Genomic DNA, 19,304 nt, shown 5'->3' with positions numbered 1-19,304 from the left:
AGTCGCGTCTCTGCGGCTGGACCAGGATATGCTCGATACCTGTAGGAAACGATCATTTATTTCTCCGTTTGGGAATCAACGTAACTTTTCAGAACGCCAGGACTAACCTGCCCGGATGTTGCAAGGAAATATGAAGGCGACCAGAACGCATCACCACATAACAGCTCTTTGGTTGCAGGGTATTCCTGACGCAATTTGCGTGACGACACATAAATATAATTATCGCAGTGAGGAAGGGACTCTGCTTCCATCCCCGGCCTAAAGACCCGGGACTTCCCGCTCTGCCCCTTCACCCCGCAAGTTAAAAAGGCGGACATCTTTTTTTTGTGGGATTTGATATTGTCCCGGTGCGCATTGCTCATAATTTTTAAAATATTCTCACCTATATCACATTGCATTTTTCATGGCATGGATGTCATTTGAATATCCCCCTCCCTAATTTACCATTTACCGGAATGAATGATCTTTTTGACCAAAAAATATTTACCGACCGGTTTTTATGAGGGAAAAAAATGAAGGAGCCTTTATGCCGGATCGTTTCAGGAAAATCCTTTGTCAAGCGTCTTTTGGCTTTCAATATCAAGACCGGTGACATAAACCGACTTATTTTCCTGCTGATATTTGTCGATTACCCTGGCAATTGCCTCAACCGCAGAATGATCCCATATATGGGAGTTTTGAAAGTCTATCTCAATTTTGTCGGGATCGCCTGTATAATCAAAAAGGTCAATGAATGCTGTCATTGTCCCGAAGAACAACTGTCCTTTTACCGTATAAATTTTAACTCCGTCTTCTCTTTTACTGCCAGAGACAGAAATGACTGACATTTTCCAAGCCATTGCAAGGGCGGCAAGCACAACACCGGTTAAAACACCCTTTGCCAGGTCATGGGTATAGACAACAATGGCAATTGTTGTAAGCATGACAAATGCATCGCTCTTTGGTATTTTGGAAATATCCTTAACTGACTGCCATTCAAATGTCCCGACTGCAACCATGATCATGACACCGACAAGTGCTGCCATGGGAATTTGTGCCACAATATCACCAAGAACAATGATCAAAAATATCAGGAACAGTCCGGCAGTCATCGAAGAAAGCCTTCCTCTTCCTCCGGAAGTTATATTGATGACGGACTGGCCAATCATTGCACAACCGGCCATACCTCCGAAAAAACCTGTAATGAAGTTTGCAATGCCCTGCCCCTTCACTTCCCGGTCTTTATTACTTTTAGTATCTGTCATTTCATCAATAATGGACGCCGTAAGTAGCGATTCAAGAAGCCCTACGATAACAAGCGTTACAGAATACGGAAGAATAATCAGCAGCGTTTCAATGCTTAACGGCACCATCGGAAGATGAAACAGAGGAAGTGCTTTTGTAATTGTGCCTAAATCTCCTACTGTCAGGACATGTAACCCCGTCCCAATTGCAACTGCAGTCATAACAATAATGGCAATAAGAGGTGCCGGGACTGCTCTTGTAAAACGAGGCAAAAGCCATATAATTCCAATTGTTGCTGCGGTCATGAGATAAACAGGAAGCGAGGCACCAATTATAAACGGAATCTGGGCGAGGAATATCAAAATTGCAAGGGAGTTTACAAAGCCAAGTACTACTGAATACGGTATAAATGATATAAAACGTCCCACTTTCAAAAGACCAAGGGCAAATTGTATCATTCCCGTCAGGACGGTTGCTGCAAGGAGATATTCAAGCCCGAAATCCCGTACAAGAACAATCATGACAAGTGCCATCGAACCTGTCGCAGCCGAGATCATGCCTGGTCTTCCGCCTGTAATGGATATTACAACTGCAATACAGAATGAGGCATACAGACCGACCATTGGATCAACGCCGGCAATGATTGAAAAGGCAATTGCTTCAGGAATCAGCGCAAGTGCAACAGTAATTCCGGCAAGTACGTCACCTCTTATATTTGAAAGCCATTCATCTTTTATTGTTTGCGCGTTCAAGAAAAGTGTCCCCGTTTAATTTGAATATTGATTATTTGCGTATTTTACAGGATTCTGCGGGATATTAACTTTTTAATTTAAAAAAATTATATTACTCAAAACCCGTTTTTATTCTAACAATTGGCTTACAGTTTTTAAAATATCTCTCTGTGTGACATTTTTATTATATCAATAATAATCGCCATCTGCATTGTTAATTATTCCGCAGGAAATAACATTTATTTCCATGTGAAATGTCATTTAGAGAAAATCCCGCTCCTATATTTTATTAAATCTTCAGGATCATCCTGAATATATCACATATTGCCAGAAATAATGAATATCTCTGATTGCTTTGATAATAAGCGTGCATGAGGCGTCAGCCTCTCGCGTTTTGATGACAAATCACAGAGTGATTTACAAAGTCAATCTACCTGATCGTTATTTCTTTATGCAGGGTAAATAAAAATATATCGTGAATTCGTGGAGTGTCATGAAGCGGAATACTTTGCGGTTTTAGACAAGTCATCATTGGCATTTTCGGAAGGGATTTTACCGGAGTAATAATATCATGTATGAAAAAATTCTACTTGCAACTGACGGATCTGAAAATGCAAGACGTGCGGCCGATGAGGCGGCAGGTTTTGCCCGGAAATTATCCTCACATGTGATTTTAGTATATATCATAAATACCCCGCCTTCACAATCCAGAATGGCAAAGGCAAATTTTGATGTGCATTCCCTTCTTGAAGAGGATGCAAAATCCGATATAAAAAATACGCTGGACATTTTTGAAACGGAAAGTCTGGCATATACGTTAAAGGTTGCAATAGGTGATCCCGCAGCTGAAATAATAGAAATGGCCGAAAAGGAAAAAGCTGATCTGATTGTCATCGGCAGTCGCGGTCTTGGTACTCTAAAGGGGGTATTTATGGGAAGTGTGAGTCAGAAAGTAACCCATCATGCAAAATGCCCGGTTCTGATTGTAAAATAAAAAATGCATTTTTTAAAAAATTAATTCAGTACATTTTTGAAACAAAATCCGGAAAAATAATGTCAAAAAAATATATTTGGTGATTGGAGTGTTATCCGGACTCAGCGTCGCTGGTGTTTCCTGAACGCATACCAGACACCGCCCCCTACCACCACGAGCATGAGCAGTCCGAGTATGGTAACAATCGAACTTTCCTTGACAACCACGCGGAAATCATCGCTTGTTTCAACCTGATCGGATTTGACCTTCAGGCTAATCTTGTATTCACTTGCAGCGATGCTTGACGGTGGGATGAGGGTGACTGATATCGTATTGCTCTCGCCCGGTTCCAGACTGGCAATGGTCTTTGGTGATATCGTGGCCTTCCAGCCCTCAGGTGCGGAGATCTCCGGTTTGATGTTTGTCAGTGAACCCGCACTTCCGGTGTTTTTCAGTCTGACATCAAAGGTGACCTTATCGCCTTTGCCCAGCTCATAGCGGTATTTATCAGTGTATACCTTCAGGATGTACTCCCCGCGAAGAGTAATGTCAAGTTCCTCATCGTAATCGTCACCACTCTGTGAGGTCACGACAGAGGTGAAATTATAATCGCCGGTCTCCTCTCCGTATGAAGGAATCACTTCGAGATATAATGTTTTTTCCTCTCCGGCATAGATAAAGATCTCAGACATACTTTCTGCTGAATCTTCAGCCTCCTTAAACCGTGTATACCAGTTTTCAGGCAGACCCTTGGAATGAAGGGTGAATGTACTGTCGGCTCTTCCGATATTTTTAAGTTTCATCTCGAATACCGGGTTTTTGCCGATGGATGTGGTTATTGAAAGAGTCTTATAGGATATTTCGACGGCATTGTTCATCTTTTCGAGCATGATATTTCCGGCATCCGTTTCAAGACCAGAACTGACCTTGACTGCTACCGGGAGAGCACTGTGATACCCTTCCTTATTGATATGGAGGGTGTATTCACCATGGGGCAGCTCGCTCCTGATTTTGCCATCATTGGAGGTTTTAATAGCCATCACCGGTTCAGTATCTTTTCCCTGCATGACGGTGACCGTTGCACCTTTGATGGCTTCCCCCAGTTCATTGACCGTGGTCAGTTTTAATATACCGCGTTCACCTGCATGTGTCTCTGAGATCTCTATGTATAGCCAGCAGTATCCATTTCCGATATGAACTTTTACATAGCCTTCACCAACAGGCGTATCTGATGACGTTTTTACTATGAAACGAATGTCCTGACTTGAACCCTTTGGAATTGAGATTCGGGTGATCTCAGTTTCACCATTCAGGAACTGATACTCCCAGTCTGACGATTCACCGAAGGTCTCGACCCATAATTTCTTTGGAGATGCGTCACCGTTGTTCGTCAGTGTGAGTGCAAATTCTGCGTTCTCCCCTGCTTCAAGTACAATGCCCGGAAAAGGACACTGGATCTGAATGTCGCGACCCTCAGAACTCTCTTCGGCTGCTGCCGGCAGCGGAAGTATGACGGTGAGCAGGAAGAGGATGATGAGGATTGAATATTTAATCTGTTTCATATTCCCCTCCTATCTGATATCCATTCGCATAAACCGCACGTAGGCAAGCCCGAGGAAGAGTGCCGGGAAGGCAAACAGTGCGATGATGTTCTTAAAAATATCTGCAAATACATCTGTTTCCGGCATCTCAGAGCCATCGTGTTCAGCGGAACTGAAGGCCATTGACATCATCCTGCTGTAATCCGGTATCAGCAGTTTGTATGAGATCGTCTGCAAATTCATCGTTGGTGAAATTAGTGTGATAAAATCCGATACTGATTGCCGTTTATTCCAGTATTCATCAGATCTCTTCTGGTATTCTTCCCAGACGGGATCGGGTTTAGGTTCCTCAAAGACACCATCCCCGGAACTTACCGAATATTCTACTTTCATGCTACTATACCCAGTGTTGGAGCAAATCGCCTCCTCAGGGTATTCCGGTGGTTCACCAATGATCATATTCATTACCGGCCCATTCAGCAGCATCGGCATGCTCATAAGGGCGACAAAGATGACCAGCGTATAGACGAGAGCCTTGCCGCTGTCATTTGCTACGGTGGACATGAAGAGTGACAGGGCGAAATACGAGAGTATCATCAGGAATGCCGCTCCGCCGTATACCAGGATCTTTGATAGTTCATCGCCTTCAGGGACAATTCCTGAGATCAGAAGGATGGCAAAGGTGACAATAAACGTAATGCCAAGTGCGATGGCAAGTGCCATAAGGCCGCCAAGCGCTTTTCCGTTTATGACTTCGTCGCGATATACCGGATGTGACAACAGTATCTTTAAAGATTTGGTCTCTTTTTCTTTTGATATCAGATCAAATCCCATTGCAATACCAAGAATCGCTCCGAGGGTTACTATAAGTCCACTGACTCCCAGGTAGATGGACATTATGGAGGGTTTTCCCCATCCGAATCCCATGCTGTATTCGTCGTCATCTGCGACAGACTGGCGGTCATTATAGCTCTGCAGATCCTTGTTATACTGTGCTGCGCCGCTGACCATTCCAATGATTGTTATGATCAGGAATATTCCGAAGATCAGCAGAAATTTTCTGCTCCTGAAGTGATCGCGTAGCTCCTTTCGTGCGATCACCGGCAGTCCGTTTGATTTCATGGTTGTTCATCCCCTGTGTTGTAATATGAGAGGATAGCCTGTTCAAGTGTCGACCGGTCGAGAGTAAGCTGGCGTATCATCACGTCTGTTTCCCGGAGTGTGTCTGCGATATCATCTCTGATGTCAGAGCGTGCAGTGATCACAGCTTCGTGCTGTTCATTGGAATATTCTGCCGTTATGAGGTCAGGGTGGCTGAATTCCGGCATGGAATCGCGCGTCTCCACCAGAATTGTCACCTGTTCCCCCTGAAGCACCCGTGTAAGATCTTTCCATGTGCCTTCTGCCACAAGTTTTCCCTGAGATAACACACCGATGGAGGTGCACACCATACTTACTTCTGAAAGAATATGTGATGAGACAAGGACTGTCTTTCCGTCTGCCGCCATCTGTTTTATAATTCTGCGGTAGTCTGCAACGCCCTGCGGGTCAAGGTTTGCCGTCGGTTCGTCAAGTATGATGACGGCCGGGTCGTTGAGCAGTGCCTTTGCAATCCCAAGGCGCTGGCGCATTCCTTTTGAGTAGCCGCCAACCAGTTTTTCAACTCCGTCAAGATTCACGAGTGATAACAGTTCATCGATGCGTGATCTTCTTGCGGAGGCATCAAGGCCATACAAACGGGCAAAAAAGTCGAGGTTTTCGCTGGCCGAGAGATTTGTATAGAATCCGACATCCTCAGGCATGTAGCCGATACGGTGCTTGACTTCTATCGGTTTTTTTGCAACTTCAATGCCATCTATCAGGCATCTCCCTGCTGTGGGTTCGATAAGGCCTGTCAGCATCAGTATTGTGGTACTTTTGCCAGCACCATTTGGTCCTAAAAGGCCGAATATCTCACCACCCGGGATCTCTAAACTGAGATCATTGACGGCATAGACACCGTTGTATTCTTTTGAGAGGTGGTCAAACGTAATCATATTTTTTCACTGTCTCTCTGCGATATACCCATGTAGAGACAGATAAAATTGGGTCACTATGTATTATAGCTATTATCGCACAGTCATGAACACGTTGGGTAAAGTGGTGATGTGTGTGCGACAAACATTATATCTGAACATGCCTGAAGCGGGAGATTTTAGCACAACTGAAACAGAAACAAAAGGACGTGGGGGCACCAGGTCATGTAGATGATTGTGCCATATTGTTTATTGCCTTATCTCGTCAATGACTACTGCAATGATACACCGGGTGGCCACCCTTTTTGTGTTGATCTTTATTCTTGTCGCGCCAGCTACAGCTGATGACAGTGACTCTCTCCCTTATTACAAAGATGTTATTGTCATTCATTCAGCCGAACGTGAGAATTTCCAAATCGGTTTTCCCTTTTTTTCAACACTGGAAACAGACATCATTTTTCAGGAATGCATACCTGCCAAAGATATAGTGGTTGGCGGTGTTTCAATGGTGAATCTAACGGATGCTGAATTTGCTGAATATTCTGATATGGACTGGAAGAATAGCAATTCCATGCAGGTGCATCTGGAGGACGGGCTGCTGAGTGCAATACTTTCGGTTATGGATCTGAAGTATTATCTAATCACACAGGGTGATGTGCCGATGGAAGCACTGAATACCCTGCCGGCAAACAATTTTGCGTATGATGAAAGTCAGGACCGGTATTTCCAGCTCAGTGTTCCGGATGAAAAGCAGCACCTCTGGATCGATCTGAACTGGGCGGGCAGGGATGTGGCATACAAACTGACGGTATTTTCGCCCGATGCAGTTATGGGGCCGTTTGAGGATTCTGATGACGGAAAGATTGATCAACGAATATATCTCGATATCTCTGCTTCTAAGTACCTGACAGCAGGTATGTGGTATTATCAGGTTACCAACCTGAACGGTGGATATAGCAACTTTAATTTCACCAATTATTATTGAGTGTGAGGGGGGATGATATGAGAAAGATCTGGTATATTGTGCTGGTTATTGCTGTTCTGGGTCTCCTTTCACCCGGAGTTTCGGCCAATCAGTATTTTGTTCACTCAGCGTATGAACATCCACCGGAAGGGTCGCCTGTATACCCACAGCCTGTTTCGTTCTGGGACTTACCCCTCTGGATCATTATCCTGCAGTTTGCCTGTCTGCCGGCAGAGGTGTTTTTTGTTGTAAAATGGTGGGCGTTCCTCGGTCTCAGCCGTGTGAGCGGGGACAATGTGTTTGAAAATGATACCCGCCGAAAAATCTATGACTGCATCAGGAAGAATCCCGGTATACACATGCGTGCCATTGTAAAGGAGACTGATGTCAGCCTGGGCACACTTCGCTATCATATCAATCAGCTGTGTAAAAACCATAACCTCGCGATACTTGAGGAGAGGGGACATACCCACTATTTTGAAAACAGCGGGACATACTCTGTATCACAGCAGAATGTGCTTAAGCATATGCGAAATTCAACAACGCGAAAGATTCTTGAGGTTCTTGCCGCAAACCCGTCTGCCACCCGGAAAGATATCTCTGAATCACTTGGCATTACGGGTTCCACCATAACATGGCATATGAAACGCCTTGAGGAGGACGGGGTGATTGATGTCCGGAATGAAGGCCGTTTTGTGCAGTATCGTATCAGTGAGAATGCGGTAACCGTGATGACAAAGACTCACCACTTTACCGGTGTTGAGCCGCCGTGTTAATCTATGATTTATCACAAAACCCTGAATGATGTGAAGGATTATATGAATATTACAGGGACAAATTCAGTAATTATTGATACGTATCTGATGACTTTCTGAGACTTATTTTTGTATATTTATGATATCAATTCATCTTTGCTTTCGATTCGTTTGATCGCCCAATCAACTTTTTCTCTGATATCAGGGTCCGCGAGAGATTCTTTAAGCGCTTTGAAAGCTTCTTCTCCTCCAAAAATTACAAGTGCATCCACAGCTTCGTTTTTAACTTGTTTCTCGCTGTCTTTTAAGCGCCTGATAATGGATCCTGCTGCACGTTCATCCCCGATTAACACCAGTGCTTTTATGGCAGCAATTCTGACTTTTGTTATATCGTCATTTAATAGTCTGATGAGCGGTTCAACAGCCGTTTTATCTTTAAGCATCCCAAGACCTGTTGCCGCACCCTTCCTCAGCCACTGCTCCTCACTGTCGAGACATTGTATCAGCGGGAGGGTTGCTCTTCTGTCACCAAGCATCCCCAGTGATTTGGCAGCGATCCAGCTTACGTCGACATATTCATCCGAAAGAGCTTTGATTAGAGGTTCTAATGCTTCTTTGGCGTGCATATCACCTAATATTTCAGCTGTTTTCCATCTGAATAGAAGATTGTCACTTTCAAGGTATCTGATTAGCTTCTGTATGCTGTCTCGTCTTTTTTTTTCATAATCTTCTTTTGAAAGATCATCTTCTTCAGTGGTTTTAGCGGGATGTTGCATCTTAGACCACAACGCCATTGTGGTAAATGAATATTTAAATATGATCCAAAAACGAGAGAATGATTCGGCTCTGTAAAAATGCTGCCAGAATAAAAATCACGGAGAATGAACGGGAGGTCATCAAGGCAGGTTCTGTCCTGCTCATATCATCCCGCAGACGAGGACCATGATTCAGGTGAAACATTAAGAACCCTCTCTCCATAGAGGAGGGTGTCCGTATGTATGAACTGGTCTCCCCGGTGAAACCGCTTGTCGTCCTGAAATATCTCTCCGTCCTGGTGATGGGTGCCGGCGCCATGCTTTTAGTGCCGCTCATTGTTGCACTGTATTTCGAGGAATATACAACTGCAGGTATCTACATGATAATCGGGTCCTCTATCATTCTCCTGGGATATCTCTTCCACCGCCTCCTGCCGGAAGGGGAACTGGAGTGGAAGGAGGCCCTCATCATTGCAGCGGTTATTTTCCCCTTTGCAGCACTGCTGAGTGCCATACCTTCACTCTCTCAACAGGGATGCCGTTTCTGGATGCCTATTTTGAGGCCGTCTCCGGGGTGACGACGACCGGTCTCTCTGTTGCTCCTGCAACAGTGGGTCCGGCATTTCTCTTTGCCCGGTCCTGGCTCTAGTGGGTGGGCGGGTCGGTGGGGTCAACGGCGGGAGGCATTAAGATTCTCAGGCTCGTCATCCTGTTAAAAGTGGTGCACCTGGTCTTTATCCGCTATTTCCTGCCCCGTGAAGCATTGACACCGCTCAAACTGGGGGAAGAAGTGATTGAGACCGAGGCGGTCTACAATATTCTCACTTTTGTCTTTCTCTATTCCCTGGTACTGGTCAGTTCCAGTTTCATCTTTATGCTCTATGGTTTCGGACTTGACAATGCCCTCTTCGAGGTATCGAGTGCCCTCGGGACGGTCGGCCTCTCCTGTGGCATCACCAGTGCTGCGATGCCAGTTCTCTTAAAAGGAGTATTAATTGTTGATATGCTCCTGGGAAGGATTGAAATCGTGCCATTGTTTATCCTGGCATTCCCGAGAACATGGGTGAAGAGATAGTGTAACTGAAACTGCCTAAAATGACATACTCAACGAGGTGATGGTGGACAGGGCCAATATTATCATCACTGATGTTGGATACAGCAACGGTATCATTCATGTGATGCTGCAATGATCCCACAGGAATCCTGAAACACCATGGCCTTCTCTTTTTTGCCGGGCCCGGCATACCGGATTTTGCCTGGGATAATCATTCCTGATGCATCTGTGAACGGCAATTGTCATCGGACCCATGCTGTTCAGAAAGGCCCGGACATGATATTTTTTTCACTACTTTCTGACGCGGCGCAGATATCCTGGCAGAGATCCCGCAGGGACTCTGTAACAGGATTTTCAGTCTTTCCCGAACCTACACATCTTACAGCAGGCTCGGATTCAATGATCTGTTCATTGTAGGGAAGATAGTGAACCGAGGTGAATTTCACCACTCCGCCGGAGAGTTGCTCAATTTTCCTGACATCCGACTCCGAACGGACCTTGTTTACCACCAGATGAACATGCCTGATCCCGAGTTCACGGGCAAGGGATGCTGAGTGTTCGGCGACACTGTAGGCATTGAATGAGGGTTCGGTGACCACCACCGCCTGGGAAAACCCGTCCGACATCGCCCGGCCGAAATGCTCGACCCCTGCCTGGGTATCCATCAGTATCACCTCGTTTCGCCGCAGGCGGATGTAACGGAGGACACTGCCCAGAAGGGCATTTTCCGGGCAGAGACAGCCACCCGCCGCGGTGGAGACGCTTCCCATCACAAGCAGGCTGATGCGGTCGTCGATGGCAATGCCAAACCGATCCACCACATCGCTCACCTTCGGATTGAGCCGGAGCATCCCCCCCCACCCGGACCCCGGGCGCACTCCGACCTTCTCCTCGATATACACTGCATTCTTCGACAGGGGGACAATCTCTGATGCAGATTCCGGGGGATATCCAAGGGAAAAGGCGAGGTTCTGCTGCGGGTCTTCGTCAACAGCAAGGACATTCATGCCACCTTCGGCAAAGATGGATGACAGAATGGCACAGGTGGTGGTCTTTCCCACCCCACCTTTGCCGGCAATGACAATCCGCATGCCATCTCCCTGATACGGTGCCCGGTGGGTCCGGAAGTAGCGCGCCGCCTCCTGTATCCCGGATTTTTTGTCGGCCATCCCACTTCTCCCCCTACAGGCCGAGCTCCTTTCTCTTCCCGTCGATATGCGAGATGATCAGCTTCGCCGCCACTTCGGGGTCCGGCTCCACGGCAAAGTTCGCATGAACAACACCGATCACTCCACCTGTGAGAAGCTCGGTCACGTTCTGGCTGCCGGTGATATTGGGCATCACCCCAAGAACGGTATACACACCTGAGGCAACAAAATAGGAACCAATGGAGACTGCCTTCTGCGAATACCACTCAGGTGCGGCACCTGCCACCGGGAGCTGATGGATGCCGACACCCAGCGCCCTTGCCAGCTCTGCCAAAAGGACAAGGATGCGTGAACAGTCCACACATGACCCCATATGCAGGACCGGCGGGATGTCGAGGGCCTTGCATATTTCCCTGAGCCCCGGCCCGGCAAGAAATGCGGCATCGGGCATGAGAAGCCCCGCTTTTCCCGATGCGATCGCGGCGCACCCTGTCTCAACACAGAGGATATCGTGCTTTATAAGCTCCTTTGCAAGGGTCACATGTCCGTAATCATGCTTCACCTTCGGGTTGTTGCAGCCGACGATACCGACCACTCCTCTGATCCTACCGGCAGCAATGGCGTCGATGAGCGGCTGGAAGGTCCCGCCGAGGGCCTCCTGTATGGCCTCCACCGAGAATCCGGCCATCATGTCGACCGGTTTTCCGGGAATGATAACCTTTTCAGGAATCCTGTTCGGAAAGTTGTTGACCGCCATCTTCAGGATGGCCTTTGCCGTATTATAGGCATTCTCTGGTTTGAAGTCGTAGTAATACGAACCGACTATCTTCGATTTCTCGCTCGTCGAGACGATTTTTGTGTGATAACAGCTTGCCGTCCGCGGCAACGAGGGGAAGATACACTGGTAATCAATGATCATCGCCTCAAGGGCCCCGGTGGTGATCACAAGTTCCTGGTTTAAGTGGTTGCCCGCCATCGGGACACCCTTTCGCATCAAAAGTTCATTTCCCGTGCAGCAGAGACCGATCAGATTGACACCTTTTGCCCCCACCTCCTCTGCAAGCGCCTGTATGTCGGGGTCCTCCGAGACCCTGACGACCATATCCGAGAGCACCGGATTGTGGCCATGCAGCGAGACATTGACATAGTCCTCCTTCAGGACACCGAGGTTTACCTTCGACTGGTTGATCTTTGGTGTCCCGAAGAGGACATCGGAGATCTCTGTTCCCATCATCGAACCACCCCACCCGTCGCCAAGAGCTGTCCGCAGGCCGTGCAGGAGGATATTCACGTAGCTTGCCCCAACTCCCATGTGGACCCGGTGCATGGCCTCCACGATCTCCCTGTCAACACTCCCGCGGCCGGATGCCCGCGGCGTCCCAGATTGCCTGTGTCTGTTCGGGAGCCCGTTTTGAAAAGCAGATCTCGTTTTTTACCGTCCCAAACTCCTCAAGAAGCCCGAGGCTGACATCGACCGCTATCTCCTCGTCACTTCTCCCCTCCGTTGTCACCCCGAGTTCACCGGCGATACGCTTCAGCTTTGCAGGGTCGGATATCTTGTATCCCTGAGCCGTTCCCTTTCCTGTCTGGTAGAGTGTCTCGACGATGTCGCGGCCGTGATCCGAGTGTGCCGCGGCTCCCGTTGCGATGGTGTCGAGCAGATTTCGTGCGACGACGAGATCCCTGTCCGCACCGCAGACTCCCCGTTCGCGGTTATGATCAGGGATGATCCTGCACGGTCCCATCGCACAGCGGATGCAGGAAAGGCCGCTGGCACAATACGTGCACTGGGGCTGCTGCATATCGTAGCGGTCCCATACCGTCTCGATGCCCTCCCGCAGGGTATGCCGGAGCATCTCCTGTGCCGTCTCGTCAATCGTCCGTTCCTGAACCTTCTCGTCAATCGTCCGTTCCTGAACCTTCTCCTCAATGAGCATGGGGTCCATGAGGCTCATCCGTGCCCGGTCTATCTCACATGTCTCAAGCTTTTTTTCGACAAGCACCGGTTTTAATTTATCTTCCATCCTTTACTCCCCGGTTCCATCATACAGGATTTGAGTCCTGTAAAGGTGAAAATGGACGACATTGCATATAGCTATTTTCCAGAAAAGATGAAATGTCAGGGAGCCCTTACCGGATTACTGACGCATGTACACAGCGTGTAGCATCTGCGGAGATATCAGCACCGGGGATGTGATTGCCATCATCATGCTCACGCCCGGAGAGAGAGAGAGAAACAGCCGGTCAGCCAGCGCAGCTATGCGATGAGAAGCAGAGGGATAATCGAACTGCACCCAAAGCCCGGCTCGATTGGCTCCACGGTCATCGAAGACATCATCTTCGGGATGGGATTTGCCCACCTCGGCTATTGCCCCGGCACCATCGCCGGAGCAGTGGTACACGACTCCCCTGACTGTACTGTTGTGAACTACCCCTGAGCTAAAGACTCAGGGGCTTCCTGCTTCACACCCCAAACTTATGTTCGCGAGTCCACAGACCCAGCCCCTCGTTCCGAAGGTGAAATGATCGCTTGGTTATCGCAATCAGATAACAATACATTAACACAACAAGTATTTTAATTATTGACTATGACTACGCTTACATCCCCTTGGCTAAAGACCAAGGGATTTTACGCTTTCCTTATAACCCTCTCTTCCCTATATACAATTCAATATGGATATTCGGGCCAGTGCAGAGAAAACATACCGATCCATGTTGCAGGTGATCCCGCAGGTCCTCGGCATCCTGCTGCTGGTAAGTCTTCTTCTGACAGTTATACCGCCGGAGTGGTATGGAATGGCCTTTACCGGCCATCTGGTCGCTGATCCGGTTGCAGGTGCTGCCATCGGGAGTATTGCTGCCGGAAACCCGGTAACCAGTTATGTCATTGGGGGAGAACTCCTGAATACCGGCATCAGCATCACCGCTGTGACCGCATTCATCGTTGCGTGGGTCACCGTCGGCGTGATCCAGTTACCGGTAGAGATGAACATCCTCGGGAAACGCTTTGCGATTGCACGCAATCTCTGCGGATTTGTCTTTGCAATACTTATTGCCATGCTGACAGAAGGCACCCTCTCCCTCCTCGGAGGTATGCTGTGAAACAGGAAGATGGAACGGAAAAGGGGAACGGGGAAAAAGAGAACAATTCACGATTTTCCATCATCTTCCTCGGTATTGTCGCAGGCATCTACTGCATTGTTGCCATCATGGATGCATCCGTCGCCACCCGTGCACTGGAGACCTTTTTCGGCATTCTCCGCCAGATAATCCCCGTAATGGTGCTGGTCTTTGTCCTGATGTTTCTTGTCAATCTCTTTATCAAACCAAAAGCAATTGCAAAGCATCTCGGCTCAGAATCAGGAATGGCCGGGTGGGTTATTGCAATCATCGCCGGCATCATCGCAACAGGTCCTGTCTATGTCTGGTATTCAATGCTCGCTGACTTCCGGGAAAAAGGAATGAGGACAGCCCTTGCAGGCGTATTTCTCTATATGCGGTCGGTAAAACTTCCGTTCATTCCCGTGATTATCTACTACTTCGGAGGCCTGTATACTGCAGTCCTAACCGCATACCTGATTGTGTTTTCTGTGCTGGTCGGGCTTGTCTGTGAGGCAGCAGAAGGAGATGAAGAGAGGCCTGCCCCCATAGACAAACCATCACAATAGGCACATCGTAACACAACAGAAAAGGCTGTGACAGACAAGAACAAAGCCTGCCTCACCCCATTCCCCCCTGGTTCAAAACCATGCGGTTTCAGTCACCGGACACGGATAAACTCTCGCAGATCAGCATGCAGGAATGCTTCTGCATCCCGCAGATCGCCACCTTCCAGTTTCGCAAAGAAGAAGCCGAATACGGGATAGGATGTAAAGTCCACCGGCCGCATCTCCAGCGGATCTGCAAACCCTGCCACAAACCCATCGTAATCAAACCCGGTGATCATCTCAGGGGAGATATCTGCAGGCGGCTTTACGATGAGGATGGCATAGACATCTCCGTTGTCATCCGCCAAAATGGATTCCCAGTCCGGCGCATTCTCTTCAAAGTATGCCCGGTATACATTGATGCCATAGGCGTACTCCGCGATATCGGTCGTACACCACCCGGCAAACCGCATCGGATTCACTTCAATGGGCACGACATGCCCGTCTTCATTTACCCGCAGCTCAATATGCAGGGGAAAATTCCGGATGCCGGTGAGTGCCTGGATCTGACGGAGAAGATCAGTCACGGGTGACAGGTATTTTTTGATAATAGCTTTGGATGTCAGGTAAACTTTGTCGTCTACATCCGCGTCAGATGAAAACATATGGGAGAGTATATTGAGAACAACCGGCTCACCGTCAGCCGTAAAGCAGGCATCCACTGCCAGTTCAGTACCGTGAATATACTCTTCGATAATCCATGTCGCAGAGTTGTATACCTGCGGGGGAAAGAGCGATGAATGCTCTTTTATCTCTGTTTTCAGTGACAACAGAACGTCTCCCCATTCCGCGTCTGAGGCGACCATGTGCACCCCTGCACTGAAGAAGCCGACTGCCGGTTTGATGATAAAGGGCTTCGGAATGCTGCGGATATCCAGACTGTCCAAATCTTCTGCTGCCACCTCACGAAAGAAAAAATCAGGAAACAGTGGCTGGAGCAGACGACGGAATGCCACCTTATCCTTGAACTGCGTGATGGTTTCCGGCAGTCCGGTAAATGCCAGATTCTCTGCAATCCAGCCGATGGCATGTTCAGAATTGCTGTATAGTTTCTGTTCGGGATTGTCTTTCATCAGGGCGATACATACCCCTTCTTCCATGAGAACGGTCCCGTCCGGAAAGTCCTGTTTCACTGACATTTCATTGTTGAGAACAGGCAGACCGGCAGAGATAATGGTTTCTTTCAGGTAACGGGACACATAGGGTTCATCGAGTATGATCACAGGTTACAGCTCCGGGTACAGACTATTTGAACCATGCCGGCAAAATGGTAGCGGAAGCGGGGATCAGGTGCCAGCCTGAAAAGGCCCTTTCAGACAGCTCACATGGAACAGAAACCACCTCATGTCAGGGGCGAAAGGTGTCCTTATTTATTAGAGAAAAGATCACACATATTCAGAACAATCTCATTTTCCGTATAACAATGGTTTTTGGCGGTTATACACTCTGCACATGCAAAACACCGCCGCCTGAATACCCATACGGAGAATTACTCAGATTTCCCTGACACCGGAGGAGAAGATATGACGCAGACAAACATCGACTGGAACGAATGCTGGAAAGAGCAGTGGCAGAAGAATCATGAGATCAACAAGCGGAAAGACACTTCAGGCATGTGGGACGAACAGGACGCCGCCCGCAAATTCTACCGGATGTCATATGAAAAGAACGGCGAACGGGTCAACCGGACCATTGCAGGACTCGCTCTGACACCCGAATCACGGGTTCTTGACGTGGGGGCAGGGCCTGGTGCCATCACCATTCCCATCGCCCGTCGGGTCAGTCATGTGACTGCGGTTGAACCCTCTGAAGGTATGTTTGCAGTGCTAAAGGAGAACCTGAGGGACGAAGAAATAGAGAACGCAGACTGCATACAGAAACGCTGGGAAGATGTGGACGTGGCAAAAGACCTCTCAGGCCCCTACAATCTGGTCTTTGCCTCATTCTCTCTGGATGTCCACGACATGAAAGCCGCGATAACGAAGATGTGCGAGGCTTCATCACAGTATGTCTATATCTACTGGTTTGCAGGAGAGGCATCATGGGAGAAGATGGCAAAAGACCTCTGGCCAAAACTACATGGGACAGCGTATGAGGTGTCACCGAAATCCGACATTATCTTCAGTATCCTGTATCAAATGGGCATCTACCCGCATGTCGAGCATTTTGTCTATGAACATATCTACCGGTTTTCAACCGAAGAGGAAGCTATTGAATACTTCAGACCACGGCACCTTGTCACCACCGAAGAGCAGGAAGAATTACTCAGGGAGTATATCATGCAATCCCTGGAACATGACGGAGATACGGTCACGGTGCCCGGCCATTCCCACCGCATGAAAATCTGGTGGGATGTCAATGATTTTCCGGCGGATGAGTAGGTGTGTAGTATTATTCCCTTTTTTATAACGGTGTAATGGAGTCATGTGTTACCATGGGTGAGACTCCCTTTACCGACATCATCAAAATCATGTTGCCCGATTTTTCCCGAAAAAAGGATTTCAGGTGCAGTATATCATACAAAAAAATAACAGAACCGTCCTACTCCCGCAGGAACTGTATCACCTGTTCTGCCACCTCCGGGTTACCCGGCAGGCGAAGATGGCAGTAATCCGCTGCGGCAGCATCCAGCGCTGTTGGGTCGTCCGGCAGCACGGCCACCTCGGCACCCGGCATGCAGGAGTCTGCATGGGGCACAATGCCGTCCCCGTGAGCGGTCTGCTGCCACCCGCCGGACGAATATGCCCACGTCTGCCCTCCGAAAAGTGGGAAGAAATCCGGCGTGCCGGTTACATTTTCTGCCACAATTACACGGTACCTGATATCACTGCGCAGGCCTGCATCCCGCAGTGCCTGCACAAACGGTCCGGTTGATCGGAAATCCTGAACCAGCCGGTCTGCCATGGGATCATAAGTGCGTGGCACAAAGCTGCCGGCCAGCTGCCGCAGGATTTCCGGCCCATGGACGGGATCGTTGAAGAGTTCCGCCATCGATGACCCGTTATTCGGCGGGCCGATGCCAATCAGATTTCTCACCGGAACGCTGCAGGAGACACCGTCCATCACCTCCAGCATATACCGGGCCACAGCAGCGCCCATGGAATGGCAGACAATATCAACCGGCCCGTGATAGGCGTACTCCTCCTGCATGCCGCGGATATAGTCCATCAGGGCACGACCGATTTCTTCACCACCCGCATTCCGCATTCCGGTATGGCTAAAATTCCAGCATACAAAAGATTCCTCTTCCAGCCGCCGGACGAGAGATTTCCAGACCCCGGGGTGACTCTTCCAGCCATGTACAAGCACAACAGGACAGCACTTATGCATAATATATACTGTCACTCCTCAATCATGTGTACATCGTTTAAAAATGAAGACTTTAGTGGTCTTCAGCATCGTTCACCGGTGCAACATCGTCCAGTTCATAATTGCCGGGATCAACGGTGGTATCCTTCATAATATACATCGGAATCGCAAAGACTGCGATTCCAATACAGATGATGCCCACTACGATGAGAGCGAGAAGAAGGAACATGAAGATGCCTGCTGCGATGATGCCCAGATTTGCCAGTACGAACAGGATTATTGCAATGATGACACATGCAAGGAGGATGATTCCCCCTGCCCGTCTGCTGCGGCTGTTTGTCTCTGTCATAGGCACATCAGAATTTCAGCTGAAATCCGCCGCTGTCGCCTCCGGATGACTGGGTCGGGAGGAAGGGCTGCACGGCATTTGCGAGCTGCGGCAGGGTCATTGACTGGATAATTACTTTTCCGGGCCCGGTGAGCGTGGTCATGAAGAGACCTTCACCGCCAAACATCGCCGTCTTAATCCCGCCTACCGCCTGTATGTCATAGGTGACCGATGGCTCCCAGCCGACCACATGGGCCGTTGATACCTTGTAGACCTGACCCGGTTTCAGGTCAATCTCCACAAGATCGCCTGCCGCATGCAAAAAGACCATGCCCTCACCAGAGAGATGCTGGAGAATGAACCCTTCACCGCCGAAGAATGTAGAACCAAGGCGTTTCTGGAATGCAATTTCCCATTTCACACTCTCTTCGGCGCAGAGGAATGCATCCTTCTGTGCAATGAACTCTTTTCCTGTAATGTCAAGTGCTACAATCTTTCCCGGACAGTTGCCACCGAATGAGACCAGTCCCGGGCCGCCTGCACTGGTAAAATGCGTCACCATAAAGGATTCACCTGCAAGGGTCCGTTTCAGGCCTTTCAGAAGCCCGCCCTGAAGTTTTGCATCCATGTTGATATTACCGGTCATATATATCAGCGCACCAGCCTCTGCATAGACCTTATCTCCCAGCTGCATTTCCATTGTGACAAACTGCAGATTATCCCCGGTCAGGTTATATTTCATAATTCTTTATGTGCAAAAAAATGGTAAAAAGGTTCTTATCTTGTCCCCAAATTCAGAT

At 48.6% G+C, this 19,304-nt stretch carries 21 protein-coding genes and 1 pseudogene; 9 read left to right on the top strand and 13 right to left on the bottom strand.

Annotation, left to right across the window (positions count from 1 at the left end):
- Positions 1 to 56 precede the first annotated feature (56 nt).
- Positions 57 to 209, bottom strand: a pseudogene (locus MKMG_RS06605) (transposase); the annotation flags it as partial.
- A gap of 330 nt (positions 210 to 539) precedes the next feature.
- Positions 540 to 1,976 (bottom strand): SulP family inorganic anion transporter, encoded by a 1,437-nt coding sequence (locus MKMG_RS06600; protein ID WP_165076759.1) that lies wholly within the window; start codon positions 1,974 to 1,976, stop codon positions 540 to 542.
- Positions 1,977 to 2,526: 550 nt separating this feature from the next.
- Between MKMG_RS06600 and MKMG_RS06595 the strand changes: the two genes are divergently transcribed.
- The gene (locus MKMG_RS06595) at positions 2,527 to 2,949 is read left to right on the top strand and encodes a universal stress protein (protein WP_165076757.1); all 423 of its coding nucleotides are present in this window, start codon (positions 2,527 to 2,529) and stop codon (positions 2,947 to 2,949) included.
- Positions 2,950 to 3,050: 101 nt separating this feature from the next.
- Here MKMG_RS06595 and MKMG_RS06590 read toward each other — a convergent pair whose 3' ends face one another.
- From MKMG_RS06590 to MKMG_RS06580, 3 genes are read right to left on the bottom strand one after another with little or no spacing between them, the layout of a single operon-like run.
- Positions 3,051 to 4,490: an NEW3 domain-containing protein gene (locus tag MKMG_RS06590; protein WP_165076756.1), complete on the bottom strand. Its 1,440-nt coding sequence runs from the start codon at positions 4,488 to 4,490 to the stop codon at positions 3,051 to 3,053.
- Positions 4,491 to 4,499: 9 nt separating this feature from the next.
- Positions 4,500 to 5,591: an ABC transporter permease gene (locus tag MKMG_RS06585; protein WP_165076755.1), complete on the bottom strand. Its 1,092-nt coding sequence runs from the start codon at positions 5,589 to 5,591 to the stop codon at positions 4,500 to 4,502.
- Positions 5,588 to 6,505 (bottom strand): ABC transporter ATP-binding protein, encoded by a 918-nt coding sequence (locus tag MKMG_RS06580; RefSeq protein WP_165076753.1) that lies wholly within the window; start codon positions 6,503 to 6,505, stop codon positions 5,588 to 5,590. Before MKMG_RS06580 ends, MKMG_RS06585 begins: the two co-directional genes overlap by 4 nt.
- A gap of 247 nt (positions 6,506 to 6,752) precedes the next feature.
- Between MKMG_RS06580 and MKMG_RS06575 the strand changes: the two genes are divergently transcribed.
- Positions 6,753 to 7,469: a hypothetical protein gene (locus tag MKMG_RS06575; protein ID WP_165076752.1), complete on the top strand. Its 717-nt coding sequence runs from the start codon at positions 6,753 to 6,755 to the stop codon at positions 7,467 to 7,469.
- Positions 7,470 to 7,486: 17 nt separating this feature from the next.
- Positions 7,487 to 8,224 carry a winged helix-turn-helix transcriptional regulator gene (locus tag MKMG_RS06570; protein WP_165076751.1) on the top strand — a complete coding sequence of 246 codons (738 nt, stop codon included), beginning with the start codon at positions 7,487 to 7,489 and terminating at the stop codon, positions 8,222 to 8,224.
- A 116-nt stretch (positions 8,225 to 8,340) separates the two neighbouring features.
- On the opposite strand, the gene MKMG_RS06565 is transcribed toward MKMG_RS06570, so the two are convergent.
- Positions 8,341 to 8,979: a HEAT repeat domain-containing protein gene (locus MKMG_RS06565; RefSeq protein WP_165076749.1), complete on the bottom strand. Its 639-nt coding sequence runs from the start codon at positions 8,977 to 8,979 to the stop codon at positions 8,341 to 8,343.
- Positions 8,980 to 9,197: 218 nt separating this feature from the next.
- Between MKMG_RS06565 and MKMG_RS11440 the strand changes: the two genes are divergently transcribed.
- Together MKMG_RS11440 and MKMG_RS11435 are read left to right on the top strand one after the other, a co-directional pair.
- On the top strand, positions 9,198 to 9,536 hold the full coding sequence (locus MKMG_RS11440) for a hypothetical protein (RefSeq protein WP_216842882.1): 339 nt from the start codon (positions 9,198 to 9,200) through the stop codon (positions 9,534 to 9,536).
- A gap of 86 nt (positions 9,537 to 9,622) precedes the next feature.
- Complete coding sequence (locus tag MKMG_RS11435; protein WP_216842881.1) at positions 9,623 to 10,033, top strand: potassium transporter TrkG; 411 nt, start codon at positions 9,623 to 9,625, stop codon at positions 10,031 to 10,033.
- A 239-nt stretch (positions 10,034 to 10,272) separates the two neighbouring features.
- On the opposite strand, the gene MKMG_RS06555 is transcribed toward MKMG_RS11435, so the two are convergent.
- Genes MKMG_RS06555 through MKMG_RS11560 form a run of 3 tightly spaced genes read right to left on the bottom strand, consistent with a single transcriptional unit; the run spans position 10,273 to position 13,184 of the window.
- On the bottom strand, positions 10,273 to 11,181 hold the full coding sequence (locus MKMG_RS06555; protein WP_165076748.1) for an AAA family ATPase: 909 nt from the start codon (positions 11,179 to 11,181) through the stop codon (positions 10,273 to 10,275).
- A gap of 13 nt (positions 11,182 to 11,194) precedes the next feature.
- Positions 11,195 to 12,487 (bottom strand): anaerobic carbon-monoxide dehydrogenase catalytic subunit, encoded by a 1,293-nt coding sequence (gene cooS / locus MKMG_RS11565; protein ID WP_254059111.1) that lies wholly within the window; start codon positions 12,485 to 12,487, stop codon positions 11,195 to 11,197.
- Positions 12,488 to 12,506: 19 nt separating this feature from the next.
- On the bottom strand, positions 12,507 to 13,184 hold the full coding sequence (locus tag MKMG_RS11560) for a hypothetical protein (RefSeq protein WP_254059110.1): 678 nt from the start codon (positions 13,182 to 13,184) through the stop codon (positions 12,507 to 12,509).
- A gap of 240 nt (positions 13,185 to 13,424) precedes the next feature.
- Here MKMG_RS11560 and MKMG_RS06545 point away from each other — a divergent pair, with 240 nt between their 5' ends.
- From MKMG_RS06545 to MKMG_RS06535, 3 genes are all read left to right on the top strand, one after another.
- A complete protein-coding gene (locus MKMG_RS06545; RefSeq protein WP_165076746.1) occupies positions 13,425 to 13,598 on the top strand; it encodes a hypothetical protein in 174 nt (57 codons plus the stop codon).
- Positions 13,599 to 13,833: 235 nt separating this feature from the next.
- A complete protein-coding gene (locus tag MKMG_RS06540) occupies positions 13,834 to 14,262 on the top strand; it encodes a hypothetical protein (protein ID WP_165076744.1) in 429 nt (142 codons plus the stop codon).
- Positions 14,259 to 14,828 carry a permease gene (locus MKMG_RS06535; protein WP_165076743.1) on the top strand — a complete coding sequence of 190 codons (570 nt, stop codon included), beginning with the start codon at positions 14,259 to 14,261 and terminating at the stop codon, positions 14,826 to 14,828. Before MKMG_RS06540 ends, MKMG_RS06535 begins: the two co-directional genes overlap by 4 nt.
- A 92-nt stretch (positions 14,829 to 14,920) precedes the next feature.
- On the opposite strand, the gene MKMG_RS06530 is transcribed toward MKMG_RS06535, so the two are convergent.
- A complete protein-coding gene (locus tag MKMG_RS06530; RefSeq protein WP_165076741.1) occupies positions 14,921 to 16,090 on the bottom strand; it encodes an ATP-grasp domain-containing protein in 1,170 nt (389 codons plus the stop codon).
- Positions 16,091 to 16,390: 300 nt separating this feature from the next.
- On the opposite strand from MKMG_RS06530, the gene MKMG_RS06525 reads away from it, so the two are divergent.
- On the top strand, positions 16,391 to 17,248 hold the full coding sequence (locus tag MKMG_RS06525; RefSeq protein WP_165076739.1) for a class I SAM-dependent methyltransferase: 858 nt from the start codon (positions 16,391 to 16,393) through the stop codon (positions 17,246 to 17,248).
- Positions 17,249 to 17,408: 160 nt separating this feature from the next.
- Here MKMG_RS06525 and MKMG_RS06520 read toward each other — a convergent pair whose 3' ends face one another.
- From MKMG_RS06520 to MKMG_RS06510, 3 genes are read right to left on the bottom strand one after another with little or no spacing between them, the layout of a single operon-like run.
- The gene (locus MKMG_RS06520; RefSeq protein WP_165076737.1) at positions 17,409 to 18,197 is read right to left on the bottom strand and encodes a triacylglycerol lipase; all 789 of its coding nucleotides are present in this window, start codon (positions 18,195 to 18,197) and stop codon (positions 17,409 to 17,411) included.
- A gap of 52 nt (positions 18,198 to 18,249) precedes the next feature.
- A complete protein-coding gene (locus MKMG_RS06515; protein WP_165076735.1) occupies positions 18,250 to 18,525 on the bottom strand; it encodes a hypothetical protein in 276 nt (91 codons plus the stop codon).
- A gap of 7 nt (positions 18,526 to 18,532) precedes the next feature.
- Positions 18,533 to 19,246, bottom strand: a complete 714-nt coding sequence (locus MKMG_RS06510; protein ID WP_165076733.1) for a TIGR00266 family protein — start codon at positions 19,244 to 19,246, stop codon at positions 18,533 to 18,535.
- Positions 19,247 to 19,304 lie beyond the last annotated feature (58 nt).

Origin of the sequence: Methanogenium sp. MK-MG, assembly GCF_009914725.1 — an archaeon.
GTDB lineage: Archaea > Halobacteriota > Methanomicrobia > Methanomicrobiales > Methanomicrobiaceae > Methanogenium.
The sequence above is the reverse complement of the archived record's forward strand: the minus strand, read 5'-3'. Positions and strand labels throughout refer to the sequence as shown.

Bases quoted from the DNA above. Each gene is read 5' to 3' on its own strand.
- MKMG_RS11440 (WP_216842882.1), top strand. From the start codon at position 9,198: ATGTATGAACTGGTCTCCCCGGTGAAACCGCTTGTCGTCCTGAAATAT.
- MKMG_RS06575 (WP_165076752.1), top strand. From the start codon at position 6,753: ATGACTACTGCAATGATACACCGGGTGGCCACCCTTTTTGTGTTGATC.
- MKMG_RS06595 (WP_165076757.1), top strand. From the start codon at position 2,527: ATGTATGAAAAAATTCTACTTGCAACTGACGGATCTGAAAATGCAAGA.
- MKMG_RS06525 (WP_165076739.1), top strand. From the start codon at position 16,391: ATGACGCAGACAAACATCGACTGGAACGAATGCTGGAAAGAGCAGTGG.
- cooS (WP_254059111.1), bottom strand. From the start codon at position 12,487: ATGCACCGGGTCCACATGGGAGTTGGGGCAAGCTACGTGAATATCCTC.
- MKMG_RS06570 (WP_165076751.1), top strand. From the start codon at position 7,487: ATGAGAAAGATCTGGTATATTGTGCTGGTTATTGCTGTTCTGGGTCTC.
- MKMG_RS06515 (WP_165076735.1), bottom strand. From the start codon at position 18,525: ATGACAGAGACAAACAGCCGCAGCAGACGGGCAGGGGGAATCATCCTC.
- MKMG_RS06555 (WP_165076748.1), bottom strand. From the start codon at position 11,181: ATGGCCGACAAAAAATCCGGGATACAGGAGGCGGCGCGCTACTTCCGG.
- MKMG_RS06565 (WP_165076749.1), bottom strand. From the start codon at position 8,979: ATGCAACATCCCGCTAAAACCACTGAAGAAGATGATCTTTCAAAAGAA.
- MKMG_RS11560 (WP_254059110.1), bottom strand. From the start codon at position 13,184: ATGGAAGATAAATTAAAACCGGTGCTTGTCGAAAAAAAGCTTGAGACA.
- MKMG_RS06510 (WP_165076733.1), bottom strand. From the start codon at position 19,246: ATGAAATATAACCTGACCGGGGATAATCTGCAGTTTGTCACAATGGAA.
- MKMG_RS06585 (WP_165076755.1), bottom strand. From the start codon at position 5,591: ATGAAATCAAACGGACTGCCGGTGATCGCACGAAAGGAGCTACGCGAT.
- MKMG_RS06520 (WP_165076737.1), bottom strand. From the start codon at position 18,197: ATGCATAAGTGCTGTCCTGTTGTGCTTGTACATGGCTGGAAGAGTCAC.
- MKMG_RS06590 (WP_165076756.1), bottom strand. From the start codon at position 4,490: ATGAAACAGATTAAATATTCAATCCTCATCATCCTCTTCCTGCTCACC.
- MKMG_RS06540 (WP_165076744.1), top strand. From the start codon at position 13,834: ATGGATATTCGGGCCAGTGCAGAGAAAACATACCGATCCATGTTGCAG.
- MKMG_RS06580 (WP_165076753.1), bottom strand. From the start codon at position 6,505: ATGATTACGTTTGACCACCTCTCAAAAGAATACAACGGTGTCTATGCC.
- MKMG_RS06545 (WP_165076746.1), top strand. From the start codon at position 13,425: ATGAGAAGCAGAGGGATAATCGAACTGCACCCAAAGCCCGGCTCGATT.